Origin of the sequence: Frondihabitans sucicola (assembly GCF_030296615.1) — a bacterium.
In the GTDB taxonomy this organism is placed as follows: Bacteria; Actinomycetota; Actinomycetes; order Actinomycetales; family Microbacteriaceae; genus Frondihabitans; species Frondihabitans sucicola.
In genome coordinates this window covers 41,468-62,705 of record NZ_AP027733.1, presented here as the reverse complement: position 1 = coordinate 62,705, position 21,238 = coordinate 41,468, and the positions used below count along the sequence as shown (strand labels likewise).

The following is a 21,238-nucleotide window of genomic DNA, read 5'->3' as shown; positions in this document are numbered from 1 at the left end:
GATGCCGTCCGGCAAGCCGCCCCGCGGTTTCTCCCATCCCCGACCCCCGCGCTCCGCGTCGTGGTGCAGTGTCACGGAGATCACCAGAGATTGCATAGTCCGCTACGCAGGCAATGGGTCCCCGTCACACAAGCGACGGGATGCCGCCGCGCGGGCGCCCGTCGCCCCTCGGGGACGGCGAAGCCCCCACCCAAGCGACGGGTGAGGGCCGCGCAAGCGATGGGTCAGATCGGGGTCACGAGGGCGGTGCCGTAGCTGGCCCACGCGTGGGTCTTGGTGCCCCAGGTCTTGTCGTCGACGTCCACGACGATCTCAATGTCGCGGGCGCCGTAGTACTGCGACCACGAGGATGGCGACTTTTCCATGACGGCAACCACGGTCGCGGTGCCGTGCTGGTAAGCGGCGGGGTACTGGTGGCCCGTGTTGCGAACGCGGGTGCCGACGGTGATGCCGCCGAACTCATCGATGGGCTTGTAGCCGCGTTCGAGGAGGTCGAGGGAGGCGTGGTCGGTGAGCGCCTCGGCATTGGCGGCGCTCACGCGACGACCTCGATGAGGTTCTCGGGGTGTTCGCTTACCCAGCCGCGCACCCAGGACTTGACGTCGTTGCGGACGGCCTTGGCGTCGGTGCCGGTGCCGTAGGACCGGCTCCAGTCCTCGGGGTCGACGTTGATGGTGAGTTCGATCTTGATCTTCACAGGTCAGGCTTTCTGGGCGAGGGTGTCGAGGAGTTCGGTGAGGACGACGGGGTGGAGCATGCGGGGCTTCTCGCCCGGAACGAGGGGGTAGAACCTCTTCCCCTGGCCGTTGACGACATACAGGACGCCCGCCTCGGGGGCGGCCTGGTGGCGCTTGGGCTGCATCTGGAGGTTGATGTAGAAAGCGCGGACGGCTTCGTCAGTGTCTTCTGTGGGGCTCTTCATGCGGTCGGGTGACTCGCGGCGGGCAGCTTCTTCGGCGATCTGCTTCTTGGTGCCCTTAGTGACGTGGAGTTTCTGGACGGCGGCAGCAAATTCTTCGACGGTGGCGAATCGACCGATGACCTTGGGGGAGGCGTCACCCGCGCCGATGTTCGCGAAGTGGGAGCGGATCGCGTCGTTCTCGATGAAGAGGTCGAACTGAGGCATGTCGTGCTCCTGGAGTGTCGGTGGGGTGCTATTCGGCTAGCGCCGTCGTTGTGATTGCTACAGTACACGTGCATATGCAGGTCGTCAACACGAATCCGCATCTCACAACCGTTCCCAACAGTTTTATGCGCTCCACAACAACAAAAACTGTATTCTGAACGAGTGACAACCACCCTGAACAGCGGCCTGGACCTCCTGGCGCGCCTCGACCTTCCGCCGACCATCACGGCCGACGAGACCGTCGACATTCACACGCCGACAGGTAGGCGTCGAGCGCGCCCCTTCGTCCCGAGCACCGGCCCCACGCCCAGCCGCGTCGATCTGCACCTCGAAGCGCTCGCGCACGATGGCAAAAGGGACAGCCTGCTCTACCTCGTGCCACAGGCGACCTCCTCCCTCCTCAGCCGAGCGAGGGCCGATCATAGGGTCATCGTCGCCTCCATCGCCGACCGCCTCGTGATCCTCGATGGCATTGATCACATCCTCCCCGGCGAGCCCAGCAATGACGCCCTGAAGCCGCGCGCGCGCGGCCGCCTTCCCTGGGGCAAGCTCGCCGTCGCCCGTGCGCTCCTGAGGACCACCAAGCCGCGCCCGCAAATCGAGCTGGCCGCGGAGGCGGGCATCACGCAGCAGTCCACGCATGCCGCCCTCCATGCTCTCGCCGACTACGGTGTTCGATCGTCGCGCGGCTGGTTCACGACCGACCCCGCCGCGCTTTGGGACTACGCCCTCACCGCATACCCGGGACCGCAGGGCTCCCGGCGCGGATGGGTGAGCGTGGCCCCGCTCCGAGACCAGGTGGAGCGCGTGCTCGCGCTGGACTCGGGGGCACGGAAACTGCTCTCCGGGGACGAGGCCGCAGACCGGTTGGCGCCGTGGCGGCGCGGCCGTCGCGCCGTCTTCTACGCCAGCCGCGACATCGAGCTGTCGGAGCGCTTCGCACCCGCCGACGATGGGGACGAGGCGACCCTGGAGATCGTCGTCCCGAGGGACCTCACGATCTTCGCCACCGCCAGCGCCTACCCGCAGGGCGGCGAACCCATGACCGACCCACTCATTACCGCCTGGGAGGTGCTCCGCTCGCCCGGCCCTGACTCCAGGGATGCCGCGCAGCACCTCAAGGAGGCTGTCCTGAAGCGCCGGGTGGAGGCGTGATCCGCCGCGAGTGCGTCATCCCGAGCGTCTCGGCCGCTGACGACGCCGCGTTCGAGTCCCTGGCAGACGTGGTCCGGGCCATGGCCGACTTGGCCGAGGTGCGGATCGTCGGCGGCCACATGGTCGGGCTGCTCCTGGCCGCCTTCCCGGTGGCCGACCTCGCGCCGCGCCGCACGAACGATGCGGACGCGGGCATTAGCACCGAGGTTGCGGGGACGCAGATCATCCATGACCGGCTGATCGCGGCCGACTACGAGCCCGAAGGGGGCAACCGGCTGACGCGAGGGGACCGCGCCATCGACCTCCTGGTGCCAAGCCTCGACGGGCGCTTCCGCCCGCTCATCATCGAGGGGCGCGCCTACGACGCGACGCCGGGGCTCGCCCTCGCGCTGACGAGCGAGCCGATCGTGATCGACCTCACCGTGGCGTCCCTCGACGGCAGCGAGGATCGGTTCGACGTTCCCGTCCCCCGGTCGAGGTCGCCCTGGTCCTCAAGGCGAGCGCATCCAGCACGCGGTCGGCGGCGAAGGACATCACGGACCTCTATCACCTGCTCTCGATCCGCAACGCGCACGGGGACACGGAAACGGGCGGCTGGCAGCTCGACAAGACACCGCTGATCGGCAGCCGACTGGATGCCGCCCGCACGCTCCACGGGCTCGCGGACGGGGCGAGGCGCAACCGTCTCTTCACGGAGGCTGAGGTCCCGCCGTCGACCTTCACCGCCCTCGTGCGGGAGTACGTGACCTCGCCGTAGCCGCGTCCCGCGAGCCTCCCATCCCCGACCCTCGGGCCGTCGGCCCCCTTCTGGGACGCGCGGCGGCAAGGCCCCGGCCTCTACCCTTGAGGGAGCCAGTCGCACGCGATCACCGTGCGCATGACGCAGCATGCTGCTGCAATCCGGGGGATTCATGAAGAAGTCCATCGTCGCTGCGCTTGCGGCGACTCTCGCTCTGACGGCCGCGCTGGCCGGGTGTTCATCGCCCACCGTGTCGGCCACTCCCGGCCCCGGCACTGTGTCGACGCCATCTGCCGCGCCCACTGTCACCGTCTCCGGCGACAAGGTGGTGCCGAAGACGGGCGACTGCTGGTCGCTGTCGAAGGCCGACCAGGCCGTCTGGACGACATGGGACGGATGGGAGGGGACCGCGCCCGTGTCCTGCTCCGGCACTCATCAGCTCGTGACCACGGCGGTCGCCACCATTCCCACCTCGCTCGCGTCGACCTATCCGGGCCCTCGCACGTCGAAGTGGAGTGCCGCTCTCGCCACCTGGGCCAACGCCACCTGCGTCGCTCCGAACGTGGCGGCACAGGGCGGCTCGCAGGTCGCGTCGATGGCCCTCCTGACCGCGTACGCGTCGGCGCCCTCGGAGGCCATGTGGAAGGCGGGGCATCGTATCCTCCGCTGTGACCTCGGCCTCATCGCCGAAGGGACTCTCGCTGCCCCTGTCCTCGGGAGCATGCCCGCCTCGCTCGCGGCCATCAAGACGGCGGCCAAGGCGGACCCCAAGAAGTACGCGCTCTGCGTCGTCGCCACGGGTGACCCGTCCACCACTGGCCCGCTGGCCGACCCGACTGCCGCGAAGATCGTGCCCTGCACCGGCACGAGCGCCGCCTACTGGCGGGACGCGCTCCTCGTGGACCTGGGCAAGACGTTCGCCACCTACCCCGGCGAGGCCGCCCTCGACGCGAAGATGAAGACCATCTGCCCGAGCGTCGCGACATCGGGCGAGGCCTGGTGGGAGTACGGGGTCGCGGAGTCGACCTACCCGTCGTACAAGTACGGCGCCTGCTGGGTCTTCAACTCCTAGCCGAACGCTCTCGCGGAACGCCTCTCTCAAGCCGACTTTGCAGGTCGACTTGACGGGAGGCGTTTTGCGTGTACTGTAGGACTCGTAAGGCTTCGAGGGACGGAGCCGAGAGGACACCAGATCATGAGCGCTACCACCACCGCAGTCAGCCTCACCTCCACGGACACCACCGTCATCGTCGGCGCCCTCCGCAACGCCGTCATCACCCAGTCCACCCTCGTCGAGCACGAGGGCAACTTCGTCATCGCCGAGATGGAGTTCCAGGCGCAGCGCCTCGACGGCAGGTGGATCAACGTCGTCTCACTCCTCCGCCTCGGCCAGATGGCCCCCGACTTCGCCTCGGCCGAGCCCCGCGTACTCGTCGGCTCGATGCGCCTGGATCGCTGGTTCGAGGCCAAGGGTGTCTTCGAGCTGACCTCGGGCGAAGTCGCCATCGGCTGACCCGCAGACCAGGCCGCTTCGGGGCGGCCTCTGACCACTTCGGGGTGGTCATGGAGAGGGCGATCGCTTCGGGGCGGTCGCCCTCTTCGCGTGCGCGGGGGTCGGGGATGGGAGTTCCCATGGCACGGTGCCGACGCGGAGTTGACACACCCGACAGACCGTGTACTGTAAGCCTCAGTGAGGCGCTGAGGGACAGCGCCGAGAGAGGGACCAGTGGTCACGACGGCAACGATCGAGCACCCCGAGACCGCATTCACGGGCCTGGGCTTCCAGAGCGCCAGCCTCACCATGCCTGCCGACACCTTCGTCCTCTCGATCTACTTCGAGATGGGCACTGCCACCTTCCGCGAGAGCACGGGCGGCATCACCTTCGGCTTCATTGCCGCCGATGACTTCGGCCAGGGCGACGCTCACGACGCCTGGCTTCCCGCCAACATCGAGCGCATCCGCGAGTGGGGCGATGCCTGCCTCGCCGTCGCACGGGAGGGTGTCCCGGCGACCACCTAGCTCGTCACCGCGCGACCGTTCGAACCGGTCGCGGTATACGGTGACGTCACGCCGATTCCCCCGAGTCGGCGTCCGGGCGACCGTCCCCCCATTCGGTCGCCATCGAGAGCCCCGCGCCATCCCCCGGCGCGGGGCTCTCCTCTATGCCGGAGGGGGACCGTCAGTCGTCGTACTCGTCAAGGATCGCCAGGCGGTCACGGCCCTCGTCGTCGGCGACGTCGAGGCTCCGCACGTAGGCGGCGAGGTAGGGGATCGTGATGGCGACGCGGCCGCGCTCGGCACGGACAGCCACGCCCGTCTCGATGAGGCGCTGGTAGAGGCCGCCCATCGCCGTCGCCGTCGCGCCGATCTCCTTCGCCATAGCGCTCGTCCTGATCTCCGGGTCTCGGGCCAGCACGCGGAGGATGTCGCGCATGCGGTCCGGCAGCGCCCGCCAGATGGGACGCAGCACGGAGTCGTACATGGCCTGGATCGCCGCGTCACGGACCGCCTCGGCGTCCGCCAGCGTGATCTCTCTGGCTTCCGGGTTCACGTCCCACGCGCGGTTCCCGACCTCCTGGATCGCGAACGGGTAGCCCTTCGCGGTGCGGGCCATGAAGTCGATGGTCTCCTCGGTGGCCGTGCGGGTTCCCCGGATGGCGATCGTCTCCCGGAACGCGGTCTTGGCGACGTGGAGCGGCAGCAGGTCGATGTCGACCCTGTTCGCCCGGTTGAGGAACGTCAGGGCGGCGGCGTCCTTCGACAGCATGGGGCTCAGGGATGCCGGGATGCCGCACATGACCAGGGCGACGTTCAGTCCCTCGCGGATGGCGTGCTGGTAGACCGTCGCGAACTCCTCCAGCTCGTCGCGGGCGCGGGTGTTGATCTCGTCGATGGTGAACAGCAGGCCCCGCTCCGGCGCCGCCTCGCAGATGGCGAAGACGGTGTTGCGGAAACTCGCCACGGTGGGGGACTGCTCGGCGCCCTCGATGGTGATGCCCGCCGTGGCGACGCCGATGCCGACGGACAGCTCCCCGGTGACCTTCGCGTGGTCAGGCTTCAGCTCCGCGAGGAGCGGCAGGAGCTGCTCCACGACTAGACGCCCCAGGAATCCCTTGGCGGCGGTCGCCTGGACCATGAGCCAGTCGTCCTCGCGGGCGGCGTCCTCGACGGCATTCAAGAGGACAGTCTTGCCGATGCCGCGCTGGCCGATGATGAGGCTCGCACGGGAGTAGTCGACGCGCGCCAGATTGAGGGACACTTGCCGCACCTCGTCGAGCGCCGCGTCGCGCCCGGCGAGATAGAGCGGGGAGACTCCGAAGCTCGGGATGAATGGGTTGTCGGGCATGGCGGCCTCCTGGATACCGGCAAATCTATAATCTCTATAATACGCCGCGATCTATAAAGTCGGGCGCCAGCCTCCCGCGCTGCCGGAGGGTCGGGGATGGGAGTGTCAGCGTCAGCACCTCTGGCGTGACACCTGCGGGTGTACTGTAGTGAATCGCCTTCGAGGGACGGGGGCCGAGGGGAGAAGTCCATGGCCGCCGAAGAAGACGCTGTCGAGGATCGCGACGCCATCACCGAGCACGTCCTGGATGGCAAGACCGTCTACGCCTGGCATGGCCACATGAGGGGCACCCGCGAAGAGGCCGAGGCCTACCGCGAGAAGATGCGCCTCATGAGCATCGAGTCGGACCGGCTCCAGGCGCTGGCCGATGAGATGGGCCTCTCGGACGAAGACTGACCCCTGGGGACACGGAAACTACAGGTCGTCCATCTCGAACCGCTCGGCCCTCGCCTTGTCGGCCCACTTCGCGACGGTGTGATTCGACACGGCGAGCTGGGCTGCCAGTTGCTTCCCCGTGACGCCCGCTTCGAGGAGCTGGAGCACGAGGGACCGCCGGGCTCGCTGCTGCCCCTGCGCGTCGGCATCCACCTGGGCGATCTGGGCGAGGAGCGTGGGGATGTCGCCAGTCCCGATCTCGTCAGGCCCCGCTGCGCGCTGCCGCTCGATCCAGATGCCGACCGTGTTGTAGCTGGCCTTGACGTGGCGCGAGATCATTCGGGCGGATTGACCCTGGTCTGCCAGGCGGCGGGCGAGCTGCTCGCGCAGGTGCTCCGTGATGTCGTGGGCATCCGTGGCGTCATCGAGAGTCTCGACCAAGCGCTGGATGTCGTCTGCGGGAAGGCTTCGCTCGTCGGAGCGGGTGGCCTTGAGATTGTGGCGCTGCTGGCGAGTGAAGGTCGTTGCTGCGCGAAGAGCCGCGGCCGCTAGGGGCCGTCACTCCGCTGCCCGGCCTCGGCGATCGCTCGCGCGGAATCATCCACCGTCAGTCCGGCGCCTGCGGCTGCTCGTCGGACGTCGGCGGCGGTCTCGCGGGAGAGCTGCTCGGCGGCGCGGCGGAGGGATTGGGCGGCGTCGTTCTGCCGGAGCGCGAGGCGATATCGTCGGAGCCCGGCGCTGTCGGCTGCCGCCTGGTCGCTGGGGGAGCGCTTCGGGGTTCCGCGAGGCATCAGCGGTCGCCGGAAGCGAGTGGGGCGGCCAGGGGCATGCGTCGAGTTTAGGGACACGGGAACCCCCAAGGAGCCGCGACCCACCCGTCTTAGACAAGACGTGCATATGCGTGTACTGTAGAGTGAAGCATGGAAGAGAGGTGACGCCGTGATCAAGATGGCTCCGAGGTACTACGAACGACGCGCTGCCGAGTTGGCGCACACGCGCCGCGCAACACGTCTCCTCCTCGCCGCCGTCGTCACGTTCCTGGCCAGCATCCCGCTCGCCCTGAGCCTGATCGCGCTCTCCGAATACGTCAGCGACGCCGCTGCGCAGGTGCTCCTGCTCCTCGGCCCCGTTGTCCCCGCGTTCGGCGCCTCCGCGGCCCTGCTGATGGCCGTGTCCGCCAAGAAGCCACTGAAGGAGGTCCGCCGATGACGGACGCCCCCACCGACGAGCTGAAGATGCGCATCCTCGTCAACACCGGCGCCAAGATGAGCCGCGGCAAGTACGCCGCGCAGGCCGTCCACGCTGCCCTCATCGCCGTCGGCGCGCACCCAGGGACGCCCGTCGTCGTCCTGGGTGGTAGTCGCGAGCAGATCGAGGCACTCCCGACGCAGGTCCGCGACGCCGGACGCACCGAGGTCGAGCCCGGCACCCTCACGGCGGGGACCAACTGGGCCCCCGAGGTCCCGCAAGCGACGCCGTCGAACGTCATCGCCGCGCTCACGGAGCTGGAGCAGTGGGCCGCCGCCACGGGGTCTCCTGTGACCCGCGGCGTCATCCTCGACGCCCTCAAGGCACTCGGCGCCGCGACGCCTCCCTCCATGACCGCCAGCCCGCTTCTGTCGAGCGAGTACGAGGTCGGCCCGTCGCCCTTCACCGAGGGGCAGCCCGTCCGCTACGTGGGCACCGACCCCTCCATGCGCCAGACCTTCCAGGGCTTCAAGCTCGCGGCCGCATGCCCCGGCAACGACCGCTTCACCCTGGTCAACTTCAACCACGGGATGGACGCACGCGACGTCCCCACCAGCGATCTCGTCGCCACGGAGCCCTGCGGCACGTGCGGCAGCTCGAACAACAACGGGATGGCCTGCTTCTTCTGCGGAAGCACGGACGCTGATGGCTGAGCCGAGCATGGACTTCGACATCGAGCCAGCCGGGGACCGGCACGAACCGGCGCCACCGACCCCCGATGAGCAGCGAGCCATCGACGCGCACTCCCGCTGCGACGACTGCGGTGGGATCGGCCACATCAGCACCATGTACTTCGACGGCCGGGAGACCACGGAGCCCTGCTCGAACCCGCTCCACGCCGCGATCGTCCGCTGGGCTCGGACTTTGACCTCGCCGCCGCCGCGCGTGACACCCACGGGCGAGCTGACGATCATGAGCCACGAGTCCACCGGCTTCTGCTTCTGTGGAGCCTTCCACGGTGACCTCGACCGATGGGAGCCGTGGGACTGGCAGGCCTGGTGGGAGCGATTCGGGGACACGGAAACCGCTGCCGCCGAGACGGCGGGAAGTCAGTGAGCCCCACGTACCGCGAGAAGTCCCTGGCGAGTCGCAAGAGGGAAGCGCGCCGCAAGGGCTGGCCGACCGAGCGCGACGAGGACGGCACGCCGATCGTCGTGCCGATCCGGAGCTTCGGCTGGCTGCTCTACGCCGCGCCCATCACGTGCGCGGCAGCGGGAGTCCTCCTGGCGCTGCTCAGCCTGATCCCCACGACCCCTGCCGGAACGGCGCTGCTCGCCATCGGCACGCTCCTGCTGCTCTTCGGCGCGCCGGGGACCGTCTGGGCGATCCTCCGCCGCCGCGGCGCCCACGCGAGTCCGTGGCACGCGGCTGTCGCCATCACCCTCTCGTTGGCGGTCGTGCTCGTTGGGTCCGGCCTGCTGCACGCTGCGCATGTCGACCGGGTGGCCTCGACCTCCGAGTCTCGAATGATTCCCATCTCCGGCGCCACGTTCCCCCAGGGGGACACGGAAACCGAGGTGGGCGTGGCTGGGCAGCTCATCTACGACGCCCCGTACGACGAGACCTACCTCGACGTCCGCTTCACGGCCACGGGGGACCGCACCCCGAACATGACCGCGACCATCTCTCTCGCTGACGGCGACTCCCTGACCTGCGCCATGCCGAAGGGCCACCTGGCCTATGGCGAGCCGCTCACGGAGAAGTTCACCTGCACCAGCGGCGACGCCGCAGCCGTGCGATCGGCCGAATCCGCCGACCTCGCCCCCAGCCCCGGCTACGAGTAGGACGACATATGCGCGAAGGCACCATCGGACCCGCGGACGAGCGCGGGCTGCACCGGCTCGACGCCGAGGTGCTCGCCAGCATGCTCCCCGCCTACAAGGCTGTCATGGAGACGCAGGGCACCAGCCTCACCGAGATCGTTCGGCGCACCATCAGCGTCCGTCACGCTGTCGACGGCTTCGCCCGAGAAGGAGCCCGCCTCAGTCTCTGGGAGGCGACGGGGAGCGGCGCGAGCTGCGGACTCCCAACGTCAGCCCGGAGGTCGACGAACAGACCGGACGCATCTCCTGCAACCTCAACACCGAGACCGCCGAGACCCTGGAACAGATGCACCAGGACGACGGCACGCCGCTCGGCGAGACGCTCCGCCGCGCCCTCGCGCTCTACGTTGAAGTCGCCCGGAACCAGGAGATGGGCGGCCATGCGGAAGCGCGGCGACTCGACGGCCAGGAGCTGCACGTCACCCTCCTCTGATGGCAGGGGACACGGAAACACCACGACATGGGGGAAGCATGACCGACATCGACATCACCGCACTCGCTGCCGAGGTACGCGCGGCCCTCGCGGCCCGTGGCATCCCGGACCTCGACGTCGTCATGGACTACGACACCGACGTGTTCGTCCCCTACCCACAGGTCAGCGTCGAGGAGGCCTTCGATCTCGCCAAGGCCACTGCGGCACCCTTCGCGATCCTCCAGGAGCAGCGGTTCGACCCCAACTCCCTCGAAGAGGAGGACGACGACGAGAAGCTGCCCATCGACATCCGCCGTGACGCTGAGGCCCACGCGGGACAGCCCGACACGCTCTTCGCCCACTGGATCGGCGGATCGATCAAGTACGCCTTCGTCGCGACGCCCGATTGGCGGACGGACCTCAATCGGCGAGCCGCCGCCTGGCGCTCGGGCGTCGAGGTCGCGTACGAGGAGAAGCGTCAGATCGAGCTGGCCCGCATCCGCGAACTCGCCCTCGAACTCGAAGCCCTGCCGGAGCTTCGCGCCTCCTCCCTCCAGGGGCGCAAGATGCTCGCGGAGCGCCTGGTCGACGGCCTCAAGCGAGACTCCGACGAGCCGCACGTGCTCTTCTATGCCGTGCGCGGCGCGGTGGCGATGGTTCGCGAGAACTCGTTCAACGCGTTCGCCGACCTGGAGGGTGACCTCGCCGCCACCGTGGCTGCCGTGCGGACCGACGAGCACTGGATCGACGCGTACACCAAGCCCGCCCGGACCGAGGTCGTGACCAACGTCCTCCGAGCCCTCTCCGACGGGTACGGCGCGCCCCTGAAGCTGGTGGATGCCGTGCGGCGGGAAGCGGAGCGGCTGGAGCGAGCCTGAGCAGTCCGGGGACCGGCATGGGCGAGCGTGGAGCGCAAGACAGCAACCTGCTACACTAACGCTACCCAGATAGCGTGGCCGAGGTCTCGGTCCGCCCCTCCCGATCGGAGCACTCCCATGCACCCCACGATCACCGCCTGCATCGTCATCGCCCTCGTGGCCATCGCGACCACGCCCTTCACCCTGCTCGACCTCCGCGCCGCGGGGCATCGCTCTGGCGGCAAGGTCGCCCGCGAGATGGACGCGCTGCTGCGCGGCACGATCGCCCTGATGTGCCACAGCACCATCGCGATCCTCGCGATCGGCGGCGCGCTCGGCTCCGCGAGCGTCATGTCCCTCGCCTACATCACCCTGGGCGGCGGCGTCGGCGCTTTCTTCGGCGTCCTGGTGGTCAGCTTCCACGGCGCCTACTGGTCCCAGCGGGCCTCGATGGCCCGCCAGGCTGCGCGATACCGGCGCGAGCTGCGTGAGGCCACCGTCGAGGGTGCTTCGTGAGTCTGACGGCCGCCGCCACGACTCACTCATTCCGGGACCTCACGCCCGAGGCGGACGGCGCCTACGTCACCTTCACCGAGCCTGACGGCCGCCGCCGCCGAGGTGTTCTCCAGTGGCGCGCGAACACCGTCGAGCGGGACGTCCTGCACTGGTACCTCATCGTCGACGAAGCCGTTCTTCGAGGGGGCGTGTCCATCCCGCTCGCCCGCGAGGTCCTGATGTCGCTCCGCGACCTCGACGACGGCACGCAGATCACGATCCGCCCACGAGGGGAGACCACATGAGCCTGGAGAGGGCCATCGAAGAAGCCGAGGCCGAGCGACTGAAGGCGATCGAGACGGAGAGGCAGGCCGAGGCCGAGAAGGCCGAGGCGGCCCGGATCGAGGGTGTCGAGATGGACAGGGGCGCAGCGCTGCTCGTCGACGCAGCACGGCTCGCGTCGGACGTGGCGTCTCCGAATGTCGTCCTCTGTCGATCCAAGCCCGGCCTACTAACCCCTTGGCGCGCGCCCCAGCCGATCGAGCGTGGATGGCACGTCGTTCGGTGGCTCGTTCTGACGGAGGCGGGCGCGCTCGTCAACGCCCACCCACGCGCTTCCGGCGATGAGCTGTTCGGGCGGAACCGCGCCGCCATCGAGTCCTACGAGGACCAGGGGCTGAGCGCCTGGGAGGACGTGGACGACCGCAGAGACCCCAACTTCCACCTGTGGAACGGAACCCTGACCCTCTTCGGTGGCTTCTCTCGCTACACCGAGCGGCGGCACGCGACCATGGAGCAGGAACTGGCCGAGTTCATCGTGCGGCTGCGAGAAAGCGCGGTCTGAGGCCGGGCGTGAATGCCACGTCACTGATGAACGAGTGTCGCTTCATTTCTGAATGAAGAGCTGCGCTCGGCGCCAGCGAGCGTTGGCACTCCCATCCCCGACCCACCCCTACTCCGCGAACGCCTCAAGGGCTGTCGCGATCTCCGGAACGTCGAGGTCACCGGTGGCGGCCGCGATCATGAAGTCATAGGCGGCATCCACGTCGAATTCGGCGGCGAGGGTGACGCCATTGCACCCGAGGAACACCCACGCGGCCGCCCATGCCGTGCGCTTGTTGCCGTCCACGAGGGAATGGTTCCGCGCGACGGAATGCAGGAGGGCTGCCGCCTTCTGCCAGAGGTCCGGGTAGGCGTCGTAGCCGAACACGACGCTTTGCGGGCGCGCGACGGCGGCATCGAGGAGGCCGAAGTCGCGGACCGCGACGGGTTGTCCGTAGGCGATGGAGCCTGCGGTCATGACGTCGTCGCGGTCGAGGAAGTAGACGCTCACGCGAGGCGCTCGTTGAGCACAGCGGACTTCTCGGCGACCTGCCGTGCGAGCTGGGCGACGAGGGCTTTGCGGGTGCGGGCGGCGTTGAGGGCGCTGTCGTGCACGTACGTCTTGAGCGAGGTGTCCGTGGCGGCCTGGCGAATCTCTTCGAGTTCGTCGTCGGTGAAGGTCACATTCAGTGAGGGCATGCATTCACGGTACCAATTCCGGCACCCATTCTGGTGCTGTTTTTCGCATTCCCGGATGCATTTGTAGACAGTGTCGGTAGTCACGTGTACTGTAGCAATCACCTTCCGATCCGGAAGGTTCCAGCCCACTTCCGAGTTCGACGGACGCCGGGCTGAAGTCATCGACCAGCACGGCTTTTGGGGGCTCGCGTGGTTACGTCTCACGGAGACTCAGAGGGGGACCGTCACAACGTGACGTCTCTCATGAAGTCCCGGTTCGACGCGGCCGCCAGTGCCCTTCTCGCGGAAGTTCAGGCCCTCAGTACTCCGGCTCCCCGGGCTCCGTTCTCGTCGCCCTGGTCGATCCCGCAGGCCCCGCTCGGGTCGCGCGTGGTCATCCAGGCCTACGAGCCCGAACTCACCGCCTGGGCCGCCTAGGGCGGGGCGGGCCCGTCGTCGCTCCGCAGGTTCTCCCATTCCTGACCCGCTGGCTCGTGGCGCCGCAAAGCCGCAACCTGCTACCCTAAGGGAGTGAGCGAGTGGAACCGTCAAGCCGCGGCCGCACTCCAGGGTGCCGCTAGCAGCTCCCCGCGCCCACTCCATCCGCTCATGGCACTTCCGCCGAGCGTCGACGCGCCGAAGCCGCGATCCATCAGCTCACCTCCCAGCACAGCATCCATCAAGACTCCCGCCTTCATCGCCGTATGGACCGACGGCAGCCTCCGCGGCCTGCGAGGTGGATGGGGGTGGGTAGACAACTCCGGCCAGTACGGGTACGGCGCCATGCCAGGGGAGGAGCGCGACAACCTCCGCACCGAACTCCAGGCCATCGTCGAAGCCCTCTCCGCCACGCCAGAGGGCGCCACCATCCACCTCATCGCCGATTCGCACGCGGCGCTCCGGGCGATCGCGCCGTACGTCAACATTGCCGACCGGATCGCCGATCAGATCGCCGGAGGCAGTGAAGTCTGCCGGGACCAGGTCGACCTCATCGCCGACCTCGCCGAGGCCAGAGACATCCATGCCCACTGGGTCAAGGGGCACGCCACCGACGAGCGGAATCATGCAGCCGATCGCCTCGCCGGGCTGAGCACGATCGTTCCCCCGTCGCGGCCCCCGCGAGGCAGGCGCGGATCATCATGGACAACCTCGCGGCCGCTCTCGCGCTCGTGCCAGAGCGGAGCTGCGTCTGCATCCCTGAGTCGCCTGAGGTCACATGGGCCAAGGGGCATGCCCGGACGTCGACGAACCCTCAGGCGACCCTCCAGAGCGTCGCCGTCAAGGCGTACCAGAAGGACGCGGAAGCGTTCATCACGGCCGCCCGCGATGGACTGCTGGCCAGGGTGGGCGATGGGATCATGAGCTGGCTGGAGCTGGTGCGCCACCAGGAGGCCACGGGCACCGCGCCTCCCGTGATCATCAAGCAGCTCGACGCCGTTGCGCCCGGATGGCGCGTGTCGACCCTCGCGGACCTCACCATCGCCGCGAGCGTCCTGACAGACAGGAATCCTCAGCGCTGGAAGCAGCCATGGCTGTCCATGACGACGGCGGAACTGCGCGAGTATCGCCAGAGCGGACAGGAGTGGATCAACGGCATCCGATCCATGCGAGACCGTCTCCGAGGCGCGGGCATCGGGCACATCCTCGACGAGAAGTTCCCCAAATGGGATGACGGCAAGACCTTCATCGAGATCATCCAGGCTCGTGAGCACGCCGAGAAATCCGTGCGCCGGGCGACCGCTAAAGCCGAGCAAGCCGCGGCCACCGCGACGCCCCCTACTGACGCGGAGACCACGCTCACGGCCGCCGATCGGCGATTCCTCGCCGCCGCGCGCCGCGGGAACCTCGCCACCACGCCGTTCGCGGATACCTGGCACACCGCCCTCAAGCGCCGGAACCTCGCCCCCGCCGCTCGGATTGAGGTCGACGAGGTCTTGCCCGGCTGGGCGGCCCTCAGCTTCGGCCGCCTGAACAGGCACATGCGCCTCAGTGCCGAACTCGCCTCCGTCTGGAAGAAGCCGTGGTCGACCAGGCTCTCCGACGACGCGCCGTCCCGCCTCGTGGATGCCCTGGCTGACATCCAGACGTTCATCGGCGCGGCCAACGCGGGCCGCCTCAGTCGCGTACCCGGCGCCCTCATCCGACTGCGGTCCCTCCGGGCCCTGGAGGCGGAGGGGCTCCTCGCCGAGGAGCTGACCGGCGTGCTCGATCGCGTGGCGCCCAAGTGGCGTGAGGACGCCCCGGGAGCGCTCGACAAGGAGTGGGTGTCCTTCCGTCTCGACTTCGCCATGTTCCTCGCCGAGCAGATGCTCGGGTACATCAAGAGCGGCACGTTCGGCGGCAGCAAGTCCGCGACGCACTGGCTCGCCGACATCCGCATCGCCGAGAGCCGTGGGCGCCTGCCGAAGGCGATCCTCGTGCAGCTCGACGAGCTGGCGCCGCGGTGGCGCGAGCTGAGCCCGTCCGACATCGATCGTGTCACGCATGGACTCCTCGCCGCGGAGCCCATTGGGGACACGGAAACCCCGGCCAACACCGAGCCCGAGGTGGTCGTCGCGGACGAGGTGCCGACGCTCGTGGCAACCCCGCCGCGAGAGGAGTCGCTCGCCACCGTGACGGCGATGCCGTCGTCCCGTGGCGCGCTGGTGCGCGAGGTCATCTCCCTGGCCCAGCAGCTCTCCGGCGTCGTCGCCCAGCTCGACGCCGAGCACCCCGGGTGGCAGTCCGCCCTCGACCCCCGGACGCTGAGACTCTCGCCGGATAGCCTTGTTTGACAGTACGCTCTGAGCGTGTACTGTAGGTTCTGTGAGACCGAGGGACGGACTCCGAGAGGACAGCATGGCTGGTTGGAAGAAGACCTACACGTACCTGGCTGCGGACCCGAAACGCGCTCGTGCGCTCGGCCAGCACGAGGGGAACGTTCAGTTCGAGATCATCGGGCACTTCCCGACGATGGCCGCCTTCATCCGCGCCGTGCTGGCCGTCAAGGACCTCCCCGGCGCCTCCGAGTCGACCATCCGCCGACACGGCAGCGAGACCCGTGCTCAGTACGGACCCCGAGTGCTCCAGGAGGGCGTGCTCTACGCCTTCCCGAAGGACCGTGAGGTGGTGCACCTGCCGGTGCTGCTCGACTCGCTGAGTGCCTGACGCGTCGCAACGACGGCCCCGCATCGAAAGTTGTGGGGCCGTCGTTGCCCCATGCTCCGCTGGCTCTCCCATCCCCGACCCGCCGCCTCTGCGCCGGGCTCGCGCGGCCTGCGACAGTGTCAGTGGCCGCATGTACTGTAGGCAGCAGCCGGAGGGACACGGCGACGAGAGGACGACACCATGTGGATCACCACCACGAACCCCGACCAGCCGCTCACTGAGCAGGCGACCTACGTCTGGAACCGCACCGCCCGAGATCAGCCGGTGACGGAGGCGGAGCGGGCCTCCCGCGTCGCCGCCACTGTGACCGTCGTGCTCGACGAGCACCTGCCCTGGATCGAGCCGATCGACCTCAACCCCGACGAGGAGGCTGGCACCCACGTCGAGGAGGCTGCCGAACTCCGGGACGCGATGACCGCCTACGGCCAGTGCGACTCGGTCGTCACCGCCATCTGTCAGGCGCTCGACCCGCATGGGCTGCACGGAGAGACCGACCTCCAGGACGTCGCCTCCGTCGTGCCTGTGCAGGCCCTCGCAGTCGCCAGGCCCGGCGGCTGCCACTTCCACGACGCCGTGCTCGTGACGATGAAGGACGGGAGCGTGTTCGTCGTCGACCACACCTTCAGCCAGTTCGACCAGGCGGTGCCCTGGCCGCTCGTGGCGAGCCCTGCCGACTGGGAGGCCCGAGTGGTCGCCGCGGCCGCGGTGCCGTCGCTCGGCGACCTCTGGGTCGAGCAGCACGTCACGGCTGCCTTCGTCGCCTGATCGAATCTTCCCGCGGGACTTGACACGCATTCCTTTACATGTACTGTAGAACTCACGAAAGGCCCTGAGGGACAGGGTCGAGAGGACACGAGGACCATGAGCGCCACCACCCTCACCAAGACCGCCGCCGAATACCGCGCCGACGCTGCCCGCCAGGACGCCGACGCCATCGAATCCTTCGAGCGCTCCGACACCGACGGCTTCGCCAGCCAGGCCGCCAGCGGCATCATGGCCTCGCTCAACCGACTCAAGGCCGAGATCGTCGAGCAGGGCGGCACGTGGGAGTTCCCCGCGTTGTTCGACCTCGACGGCAACCTCGTCGACGCGAAGAACGTCCGCGGCCAGTACGGCCCCGTCTGGTGCATCCGCGACAACAACGGAGACGCCACCGGCTGGTTCTCCGAGTCCTCTGCCCAGAACGCAGACCGCCGCCGTGCGACCAACGCCAAGAAGGGCTACTACGTCGGCCGTGTCCGCGCCGAGGCGTACGCCGTCAACACCGGCGGTGGCTCCGGCTTCGCAGGCATGTTCGGCGTCCACCCGATCGTCCTCCAGTCCAAGGATGGCGCCATCACCATCGTCGACAACGGCCAGTAGGCCGGTCTCCGCGAGGCCCCGCACCCGAGAGGGCGGCGGGGCTCTCGTGCGTCAGGGGCAGGGGGTCGGGGATGGGAGACCAGGCGCTCGTGGTGAGCAGCGGACTCTGATGAAGCACGGATGGCAGAACGAAGCCCCGACTGCGCGCGACATGCAGGCGGGGCTTCTGCTGGTGGAGTGGCACCGGAGGGATTCGTCCCCATGCCCGACCGATGCCGACGCATGTCTCAAAGTCCTGCGCCGCGCGACCTAACCGCCAGCACTTCGACCCTAGGCGACACCCGAGGCCCACTCAACCCTTGCTGCGCCCCAGACGTGGGGACACGGAAAGTCGACTCTCTAGCCCCGCCGTGACACGGCCGCGCTACCAAGCTAGCGTTTGTATAGCATGTTGCGGTAAACTGGTCCGAGCTGCGCGGGAGGGACTCGTCGGCGAGAGGACTCCATGCACGCCATCGCAGCCGCCACCCTTGGCGTCGCCGCCCCCACGGGGCACGGGAGCCTCTCTCTCGCGTGGATCGGTGTCGCAGCCATGGTCGTGAGCATCGCCGCCCTCGCGCTCCACATCGGGTCGAGGTCTCGGCGACAGAATCTGTTCTCTGGGCTTGCCGTCGTGGGGGTGGCGTTCTTCACCCTCTCGGTGATGTCGTTTTTCACCGCGATCTTCGTTGGTCTCGGCTCCACGGCCGACGCAATTCGGTCAGGCTGGGGCGTCTCGCAGGGCGAAGCCGAGGCGCTGGGGCAGGCCACCGCGAAGGACCCCGCCGTCGCGCACATCGACGGGAAGGCGATCGTCGCGTACTCCAGCGCGCAGGACGGCTACATCTACCTGATCTCCAACGGCGAGCTGATCGCTCCCAAGTCGGCCAAGCAGTGACCCGCAAGCGGCCGATTCCCCTAAGCCCGCTTGCGCGGGTCATCCATGACGTCATCGACGGGCAGCGGGCCGAGATTCGCCTCTACCCGGACCTCTACTCGGAGCGCGTCGCAGACGCGATTATCAGGCATGGCATCCACCCTCGCCGCCGAGCCGCGCGCGTCGTGCTGCGCCGCCGCCAACCGACAACCACCACCAAGGGGACACGGAAATGAAGACCACCGCCAACGGCACGCGTTTCGACGCCGCCGACATCGCCAACGCCTTCGGGATGAAGCCGCCCACGCCCTGCGCAAGCTGCGGCCACGAGTCGCGTCATCACCGAGTCTCGGGCGGCACCTCATTCGACATGGGGGCATGCCTGAAGCCCGACCGCCGGACGTCCTCCAAGGTCTGCAAGTGCGAGCTGTTCGTCGAGCCGGAGGTGAACCTGACGGCGGCAGCGGCCGCCGAGCGCGGCGGCCTCGCCCTCCTGGCAACGATCGCCGGAATGTCGGTCGGCTCGTCGCAGACGACCGAGGGGCAGGCTCGGCTGGAGTCTGTGCCGGAGAAGGCGGAGGCCTCGTCGTGATCCGGGCTGCCATCGCCTTCGGCGCGATTGCCGCGATCATCGGCGTCCTCATTGGGCTCCACATCGTCCAACCCGTGCTCGCGGATGATCGCGCCAGTTCTGCGCTCTCCAATGCGGCTGCGGCCATCGTGGTATTCACCGGCCTACTCTGCTCGGGCGTCGGCGTTCTCGCGGCCGTCACATTCGTCGACCGAACCCCGAGAGGCTGACATGACTCGGCAACTCCCCGAGCGCTGGTCGTTCGACGACCTCTCCAAAGAGGACATGCGGGCGCTGCTCACGGGCGCGCTCGACGAGGTCTACGCGCTCCGGATGCTCATGGCCATGAACGCCGTCGTCACCGAAGCGACCCTCGACTACAAGTCCTTCCCGAAGTCGCGACGGAGCTTCAGCGAGCACCAGGCCGTGGTCATGCGGGCCGCGGCGTCCGGGGATCACCAGGCCGCGTATGTCGAGGCGCACCAGCACCACGGCAAGCAGATTCTCGAAGAGGTCGCAGGCGACTCCTGCATGACCAACGGTCAGTGGATTCTCGACCACGTCCACCTGCTCCCCGAGAGGGACACGGAAACCCTGGGTGAGGGTCAGTGATCGACGACCTCGCTCGACTCGCATCCTGGGCCTTGGACGCCGTCGGGAACCTCTGGCCGCTCTTCGCCTACCTGGCGCTCACCGCGGGCGTCGTCCGGCTCGCGATCGCCACTGGCAAGAGCACCTCGTGACCACCATCACTCTCGCCAGGAGCAAGCCGTGAAGCTCAACCAGATGCGCCGCGACGCCATCTACGCGCTCCGCGACACCGGGTACACCTACCGCCCGAGCGGCGAGTGCGTCCTGGAGACCCGCGCGCTGATCCCGCTCGACCTCACGAACCCCGGGACCGTGCGACGAGATGTCTTCGATCCCACCGAGCCGGTGCAGATATACCTGGGCGGAAGCCGTCTCGGGAACTCCTACCTCGGCTTCGTCGGCGACTTCGAGGTCATCCGGCAGCACGCCGATCGGCTCCGTTCGCTGTCGCTGGCCGAGTTCACGTTTCCCGGAGCGATCTACGACGAGTCCGACCTGCCCGAAGGCGTCACGCTCTGCCACTTCGAGGCGAAGAAGGTCACCGGCCTCTGGGAAGACTGGGCTCCCATCGGCGAGGAGATCGAGGCCGAGCGCGACCGCGTCGCGGCCCTCGACGTCGCCCGCGTCTCGCGAGACACGCTCCTTCGCGACTCCATCCACCAGGTCATGGCGGACCTGAACATCGAGGACAACGGCCGCTCCGGCGTCTCCGTGAACGTCGAGCGCGGCGAGGTTCGAATGAACGTCGGCACCCTCGCCTTGCTCCTCGGCCTCGACCCGGTGCCGCTGACGGATGACGAGCTGCGTCGCGCTGGACAGAACGTGCCCGAGCGCCCCAGCCTCAAGGGCGCGATCCGAGGACAGGGACACGGAAACGTCACGCCGACGGTCCTGGAAGGATGAGGGCATGACATCCGAGGACGGCATCCGCGTCCAGCGGACCGGGGAAACTCGGTCGCGGGCGGCGATGACCGAGGCTGTCCACAAGGCTGCTGGCGATTATCTCCGCGAGGAGCCCGTCGAGGTCGCCGACGAGGTGCTGGCGACGATGGTCGAGCTGATCATCCAGGATCACGTCGTCCCGCCGGGTTCAGGGGACGTCGATCTCACGTCACGAGCCCTGCATTCGTATCTGGACCTGGCCACCTCGCGAACGGTCCTGGCCAAGGAGGCTTCGGCAACGCGGCGGGGCCAGCTCGGGAATCTGGGCTGGGTCGAGTACCTGGAGAGTCTCGGCGCTTCGCAGTCGGTGATCGCGCGCGACGTCGGCGTGAGCCCCGGGACGGTCAGTAGGTGGATGAGCGGAAAGCTCTCGCCCACCTTGCCGCTCGTGATCGCGACCGCGAAGGCGTACAAGCGCTCGATCCCGCAGGCGATCGTCGCTGCGGGTTTCGTCACGGCCGAGGAGGCCAGAATGCCGCCGGTCCTCCCTCGCGCTCTTCAGCTCGCCTCCGTCCCGACGGCGGTCATCATGCAGGAGCTACTGCGTCGCGAGTTGGAGCGGACGCCGGGCTGAGTGCGCGCGTCATCTCGGCTTCCTCCCTACGGGATTCCCGTATCTCGTTACGGAATCCCGTATTGACACCCTTGCGTGAACTATGTACTGTAGCAATCAAGGAGCCCGAGGGACGGGC

35 protein-coding genes and 1 pseudogene are annotated in these 21,238 nt (G+C 68.4%); 28 read left to right on the top strand and 8 right to left on the bottom strand.

Annotated features, from left to right (window positions below):
- Window positions 1-224: 224 nt before the first annotated feature.
- Genes QUE79_RS22245 through QUE79_RS22235 form a run of 3 tightly spaced genes read right to left on the bottom strand, consistent with a single transcriptional unit; the run spans window position 225 to window position 1,126 of the window.
- Entirely contained in the window at window positions 225-539 is a 315-nt protein-coding gene (locus QUE79_RS22245; RefSeq protein ID WP_286347246.1) for a hypothetical protein, read from the bottom strand.
- Window positions 536-697 (bottom strand): hypothetical protein, encoded by a 162-nt coding sequence (locus QUE79_RS22240; RefSeq protein ID WP_286347245.1) that lies wholly within the window; start codon window positions 695-697, stop codon window positions 536-538. The genes QUE79_RS22245 and QUE79_RS22240 overlap by 4 nt, the downstream gene beginning before the upstream one ends.
- A 3-nt stretch (window positions 698-700) precedes the next feature.
- Window positions 701-1,126 carry a hypothetical protein gene (locus tag QUE79_RS22235; protein ID WP_286347244.1) on the bottom strand — a complete coding sequence of 142 codons (426 nt, stop codon included), beginning with the start codon at window positions 1,124-1,126 and terminating at the stop codon, window positions 701-703.
- Between the two features lie 162 nt (window positions 1,127-1,288).
- Between QUE79_RS22235 and QUE79_RS22230 the strand changes: the two genes are divergently transcribed.
- From QUE79_RS22230 to QUE79_RS22210, 5 genes are all read left to right on the top strand, one after another.
- Window positions 1,289-2,281: a hypothetical protein gene (locus QUE79_RS22230; protein ID WP_286347243.1), complete on the top strand. Its 993-nt coding sequence runs from the start codon at window positions 1,289-1,291 to the stop codon at window positions 2,279-2,281.
- Window positions 2,278-2,901, top strand: a complete 624-nt coding sequence (locus tag QUE79_RS22225; protein WP_286347242.1) for a hypothetical protein — start codon at window positions 2,278-2,280, stop codon at window positions 2,899-2,901. The genes QUE79_RS22230 and QUE79_RS22225 overlap by 4 nt, the downstream gene beginning before the upstream one ends.
- 267 nt (window positions 2,902-3,168) lie before the next feature.
- Window positions 3,169-4,092 carry a septum formation family protein gene (locus tag QUE79_RS22220; RefSeq protein WP_286347241.1) on the top strand — a complete coding sequence of 308 codons (924 nt, stop codon included), beginning with the start codon at window positions 3,169-3,171 and terminating at the stop codon, window positions 4,090-4,092.
- A 123-nt stretch (window positions 4,093-4,215) separates the two neighbouring features.
- Window positions 4,216-4,533 carry a hypothetical protein gene (locus QUE79_RS22215; protein ID WP_286347240.1) on the top strand — a complete coding sequence of 106 codons (318 nt, stop codon included), beginning with the start codon at window positions 4,216-4,218 and terminating at the stop codon, window positions 4,531-4,533.
- A 213-nt stretch (window positions 4,534-4,746) separates the two neighbouring features.
- The gene (locus tag QUE79_RS22210) at window positions 4,747-5,040 is read left to right on the top strand and encodes a hypothetical protein (RefSeq protein ID WP_286347239.1); all 294 of its coding nucleotides are present in this window, start codon (window positions 4,747-4,749) and stop codon (window positions 5,038-5,040) included.
- Between the two features lie 160 nt (window positions 5,041-5,200).
- Here QUE79_RS22210 and QUE79_RS22205 read toward each other — a convergent pair whose 3' ends face one another.
- Window positions 5,201-6,367 (bottom strand): ATP-binding protein, encoded by a 1,167-nt coding sequence (locus tag QUE79_RS22205; RefSeq protein WP_286347238.1) that lies wholly within the window; start codon window positions 6,365-6,367, stop codon window positions 5,201-5,203.
- A gap of 189 nt (window positions 6,368-6,556) precedes the next feature.
- Between QUE79_RS22205 and QUE79_RS22200 the strand changes: the two genes are divergently transcribed.
- A complete protein-coding gene (locus QUE79_RS22200; RefSeq protein ID WP_286347237.1) occupies window positions 6,557-6,763 on the top strand; it encodes a hypothetical protein in 207 nt (68 codons plus the stop codon).
- 18 nt (window positions 6,764-6,781) lie between these two features.
- On the opposite strand, the gene QUE79_RS22195 is transcribed toward QUE79_RS22200, so the two are convergent.
- Entirely contained in the window at window positions 6,782-7,183 is a 402-nt protein-coding gene (locus QUE79_RS22195; protein ID WP_286347236.1) for a helix-turn-helix domain-containing protein, read from the bottom strand.
- A gap of 107 nt (window positions 7,184-7,290) precedes the next feature.
- Complete coding sequence (locus tag QUE79_RS22190; protein ID WP_286347235.1) at window positions 7,291-7,533, bottom strand: hypothetical protein; 243 nt, start codon at window positions 7,531-7,533, stop codon at window positions 7,291-7,293.
- A gap of 148 nt (window positions 7,534-7,681) precedes the next feature.
- Between QUE79_RS22190 and QUE79_RS22185 the strand changes: the two genes are divergently transcribed.
- The 9 genes from QUE79_RS22185 (at window position 7,682) to QUE79_RS22145 (ending at window position 12,421) form a co-directional block, all read left to right on the top strand.
- Window positions 7,682-7,951 (top strand): hypothetical protein, encoded by a 270-nt coding sequence (locus QUE79_RS22185; protein WP_286347234.1) that lies wholly within the window; start codon window positions 7,682-7,684, stop codon window positions 7,949-7,951.
- Complete coding sequence (locus QUE79_RS22180; protein ID WP_286347233.1) at window positions 7,948-8,643, top strand: aminoacyl-tRNA hydrolase; 696 nt, start codon at window positions 7,948-7,950, stop codon at window positions 8,641-8,643. The genes QUE79_RS22185 and QUE79_RS22180 overlap by 4 nt, the downstream gene beginning before the upstream one ends.
- The gene (locus QUE79_RS22175) at window positions 8,636-9,046 is read left to right on the top strand and encodes a hypothetical protein (protein WP_286347232.1); all 411 of its coding nucleotides are present in this window, start codon (window positions 8,636-8,638) and stop codon (window positions 9,044-9,046) included. Before QUE79_RS22180 ends, QUE79_RS22175 begins: the two co-directional genes overlap by 8 nt.
- A complete protein-coding gene (locus QUE79_RS22170; RefSeq protein WP_286347231.1) occupies window positions 9,043-9,774 on the top strand; it encodes a hypothetical protein in 732 nt (243 codons plus the stop codon). Before QUE79_RS22175 ends, QUE79_RS22170 begins: the two co-directional genes overlap by 4 nt.
- Window positions 9,775-10,099: 325 nt before the next feature.
- Window positions 10,100-10,246: a hypothetical protein gene (locus QUE79_RS22165; protein WP_286347230.1), complete on the top strand. Its 147-nt coding sequence runs from the start codon at window positions 10,100-10,102 to the stop codon at window positions 10,244-10,246.
- A gap of 38 nt (window positions 10,247-10,284) precedes the next feature.
- Window positions 10,285-11,103, top strand: a complete 819-nt coding sequence (locus QUE79_RS22160; protein ID WP_286347229.1) for a hypothetical protein — start codon at window positions 10,285-10,287, stop codon at window positions 11,101-11,103.
- Between the two features lie 117 nt (window positions 11,104-11,220).
- Window positions 11,221-11,598 (top strand): hypothetical protein, encoded by a 378-nt coding sequence (locus QUE79_RS22155; RefSeq protein ID WP_286347228.1) that lies wholly within the window; start codon window positions 11,221-11,223, stop codon window positions 11,596-11,598.
- Window positions 11,595-11,882, top strand: a complete 288-nt coding sequence (locus QUE79_RS22150) for a hypothetical protein (RefSeq protein WP_286347227.1) — start codon at window positions 11,595-11,597, stop codon at window positions 11,880-11,882. The genes QUE79_RS22155 and QUE79_RS22150 overlap by 4 nt, the downstream gene beginning before the upstream one ends.
- The gene (locus tag QUE79_RS22145; protein WP_286347226.1) at window positions 11,879-12,421 is read left to right on the top strand and encodes a hypothetical protein; all 543 of its coding nucleotides are present in this window, start codon (window positions 11,879-11,881) and stop codon (window positions 12,419-12,421) included. Before QUE79_RS22150 ends, QUE79_RS22145 begins: the two co-directional genes overlap by 4 nt.
- Before the next feature lie 108 nt (window positions 12,422-12,529).
- On the opposite strand, the gene QUE79_RS22140 is transcribed toward QUE79_RS22145, so the two are convergent.
- Both QUE79_RS22140 and QUE79_RS22135 read right to left on the bottom strand, forming a co-directional pair.
- Window positions 12,530-12,877, bottom strand: a complete 348-nt coding sequence (locus tag QUE79_RS22140) for a type II toxin-antitoxin system death-on-curing family toxin (protein ID WP_286347420.1) — start codon at window positions 12,875-12,877, stop codon at window positions 12,530-12,532.
- Between the two features lie 29 nt (window positions 12,878-12,906).
- A complete protein-coding gene (locus QUE79_RS22135; protein ID WP_286347225.1) occupies window positions 12,907-13,098 on the bottom strand; it encodes an antitoxin Phd in 192 nt (63 codons plus the stop codon).
- A 231-nt stretch (window positions 13,099-13,329) separates the two neighbouring features.
- Between QUE79_RS22135 and QUE79_RS22130 the strand changes: the two genes are divergently transcribed.
- The 13 genes and pseudogenes from QUE79_RS22130 (at window position 13,330) to QUE79_RS22070 (ending at window position 21,120) form a co-directional block, all read left to right on the top strand.
- On the top strand, window positions 13,330-13,515 hold the full coding sequence (locus QUE79_RS22130) for a hypothetical protein (RefSeq protein ID WP_286347224.1): 186 nt from the start codon (window positions 13,330-13,332) through the stop codon (window positions 13,513-13,515).
- A gap of 171 nt (window positions 13,516-13,686) precedes the next feature.
- Window positions 13,687-14,103: pseudogene (locus tag QUE79_RS25975) on the top strand (RNase H family protein); the annotation flags it as partial.
- A gap of 113 nt (window positions 14,104-14,216) precedes the next feature.
- On the top strand, window positions 14,217-15,851 hold the full coding sequence (locus QUE79_RS22120) for a hypothetical protein (RefSeq protein WP_286347222.1): 1,635 nt from the start codon (window positions 14,217-14,219) through the stop codon (window positions 15,849-15,851).
- 64 nt (window positions 15,852-15,915) lie between these two features.
- Entirely contained in the window at window positions 15,916-16,224 is a 309-nt protein-coding gene (locus tag QUE79_RS22115; protein WP_286347221.1) for a hypothetical protein, read from the top strand.
- Window positions 16,225-16,404: 180 nt separating this feature from the next.
- Entirely contained in the window at window positions 16,405-16,989 is a 585-nt protein-coding gene (locus QUE79_RS22110; RefSeq protein ID WP_286347220.1) for a hypothetical protein, read from the top strand.
- 96 nt (window positions 16,990-17,085) lie between these two features.
- Complete coding sequence (locus QUE79_RS22105) at window positions 17,086-17,586, top strand: hypothetical protein (protein WP_286347219.1); 501 nt, start codon at window positions 17,086-17,088, stop codon at window positions 17,584-17,586.
- A 445-nt stretch (window positions 17,587-18,031) separates the two neighbouring features.
- On the top strand, window positions 18,032-18,463 hold the full coding sequence (locus QUE79_RS22100; protein WP_286347218.1) for a hypothetical protein: 432 nt from the start codon (window positions 18,032-18,034) through the stop codon (window positions 18,461-18,463).
- A 211-nt stretch (window positions 18,464-18,674) separates the two neighbouring features.
- A complete protein-coding gene (locus QUE79_RS22095) occupies window positions 18,675-19,034 on the top strand; it encodes a hypothetical protein (RefSeq protein ID WP_286347208.1) in 360 nt (119 codons plus the stop codon).
- The gene (locus QUE79_RS22090; RefSeq protein ID WP_286347207.1) at window positions 19,031-19,243 is read left to right on the top strand and encodes a hypothetical protein; all 213 of its coding nucleotides are present in this window, start codon (window positions 19,031-19,033) and stop codon (window positions 19,241-19,243) included. Before QUE79_RS22095 ends, QUE79_RS22090 begins: the two co-directional genes overlap by 4 nt.
- 1 nt (window position 19,244) lies before the next feature.
- Window positions 19,245-19,625 (top strand): hypothetical protein, encoded by a 381-nt coding sequence (locus QUE79_RS22085; RefSeq protein WP_286347206.1) that lies wholly within the window; start codon window positions 19,245-19,247, stop codon window positions 19,623-19,625.
- Window positions 19,622-19,756: a hypothetical protein gene (locus tag QUE79_RS22080; protein WP_286347205.1), complete on the top strand. Its 135-nt coding sequence runs from the start codon at window positions 19,622-19,624 to the stop codon at window positions 19,754-19,756. Before QUE79_RS22085 ends, QUE79_RS22080 begins: the two co-directional genes overlap by 4 nt.
- A gap of 28 nt (window positions 19,757-19,784) precedes the next feature.
- Window positions 19,785-20,507, top strand: coding sequence for a hypothetical protein (locus QUE79_RS22075; RefSeq protein ID WP_286347204.1), 723 nt, complete (start codon window positions 19,785-19,787; stop codon window positions 20,505-20,507).
- 4 nt (window positions 20,508-20,511) lie between these two features.
- Window positions 20,512-21,120, top strand: coding sequence for a helix-turn-helix domain-containing protein (locus QUE79_RS22070; RefSeq protein WP_286347203.1), 609 nt, complete (start codon window positions 20,512-20,514; stop codon window positions 21,118-21,120).
- Window positions 21,121-21,238: the final 118 nt, after the last annotated feature.

What these genes read in the sequence shown, in the direction of transcription:
- QUE79_RS22235 (WP_286347244.1), bottom strand. Translation starts at nt 1,126, where the DNA reads ATGCCTCAGTTCGACCTCTTCATCGAGAACGACGCGATCCGCTCCCAC.
- QUE79_RS22220 (WP_286347241.1), top strand. Translation starts at nt 3,169, where the DNA reads ATGCTGCTGCAATCCGGGGGATTCATGAAGAAGTCCATCGTCGCTGCG.
- QUE79_RS22215 (WP_286347240.1), top strand. Translation starts at nt 4,216, where the DNA reads ATGAGCGCTACCACCACCGCAGTCAGCCTCACCTCCACGGACACCACC.
- QUE79_RS22205 (WP_286347238.1), bottom strand. Translation starts at nt 6,367, where the DNA reads ATGCCCGACAACCCATTCATCCCGAGCTTCGGAGTCTCCCCGCTCTAT.
- QUE79_RS22200 (WP_286347237.1), top strand. Translation starts at nt 6,557, where the DNA reads ATGGCCGCCGAAGAAGACGCTGTCGAGGATCGCGACGCCATCACCGAG.
- QUE79_RS22190 (WP_286347235.1), bottom strand. Translation starts at nt 7,533, where the DNA reads ATGCCTCGCGGAACCCCGAAGCGCTCCCCCAGCGACCAGGCGGCAGCC.
- QUE79_RS22180 (WP_286347233.1), top strand. Translation starts at nt 7,948, where the DNA reads ATGACGGACGCCCCCACCGACGAGCTGAAGATGCGCATCCTCGTCAAC.
- QUE79_RS22175 (WP_286347232.1), top strand. Translation starts at nt 8,636, where the DNA reads ATGGCTGAGCCGAGCATGGACTTCGACATCGAGCCAGCCGGGGACCGG.
- QUE79_RS22165 (WP_286347230.1), top strand. Translation starts at nt 10,100, where the DNA reads ATGCACCAGGACGACGGCACGCCGCTCGGCGAGACGCTCCGCCGCGCC.
- QUE79_RS22160 (WP_286347229.1), top strand. Translation starts at nt 10,285, where the DNA reads ATGACCGACATCGACATCACCGCACTCGCTGCCGAGGTACGCGCGGCC.
- QUE79_RS22155 (WP_286347228.1), top strand. Translation starts at nt 11,221, where the DNA reads ATGCACCCCACGATCACCGCCTGCATCGTCATCGCCCTCGTGGCCATC.
- QUE79_RS22145 (WP_286347226.1), top strand. Translation starts at nt 11,879, where the DNA reads ATGAGCCTGGAGAGGGCCATCGAAGAAGCCGAGGCCGAGCGACTGAAG.
- QUE79_RS22140 (WP_286347420.1), bottom strand. Translation starts at nt 12,877, where the DNA reads ATGACCGCAGGCTCCATCGCCTACGGACAACCCGTCGCGGTCCGCGAC.
- QUE79_RS22135 (WP_286347225.1), bottom strand. Translation starts at nt 13,098, where the DNA reads ATGCCCTCACTGAATGTGACCTTCACCGACGACGAACTCGAAGAGATT.
- QUE79_RS22120 (WP_286347222.1), top strand. Translation starts at nt 14,217, where the DNA reads ATGGACAACCTCGCGGCCGCTCTCGCGCTCGTGCCAGAGCGGAGCTGC.
- QUE79_RS22115 (WP_286347221.1), top strand. Translation starts at nt 15,916, where the DNA reads ATGGCTGGTTGGAAGAAGACCTACACGTACCTGGCTGCGGACCCGAAA.
- QUE79_RS22110 (WP_286347220.1), top strand. Translation starts at nt 16,405, where the DNA reads ATGTGGATCACCACCACGAACCCCGACCAGCCGCTCACTGAGCAGGCG.
- QUE79_RS22105 (WP_286347219.1), top strand. Translation starts at nt 17,086, where the DNA reads ATGAGCGCCACCACCCTCACCAAGACCGCCGCCGAATACCGCGCCGAC.
- QUE79_RS22100 (WP_286347218.1), top strand. Translation starts at nt 18,032, where the DNA reads ATGCACGCCATCGCAGCCGCCACCCTTGGCGTCGCCGCCCCCACGGGG.
- QUE79_RS22095 (WP_286347208.1), top strand. Translation starts at nt 18,675, where the DNA reads ATGAAGACCACCGCCAACGGCACGCGTTTCGACGCCGCCGACATCGCC.
- QUE79_RS22085 (WP_286347206.1), top strand. Translation starts at nt 19,245, where the DNA reads ATGACTCGGCAACTCCCCGAGCGCTGGTCGTTCGACGACCTCTCCAAA.
- QUE79_RS22070 (WP_286347203.1), top strand. Translation starts at nt 20,512, where the DNA reads ATGACATCCGAGGACGGCATCCGCGTCCAGCGGACCGGGGAAACTCGG.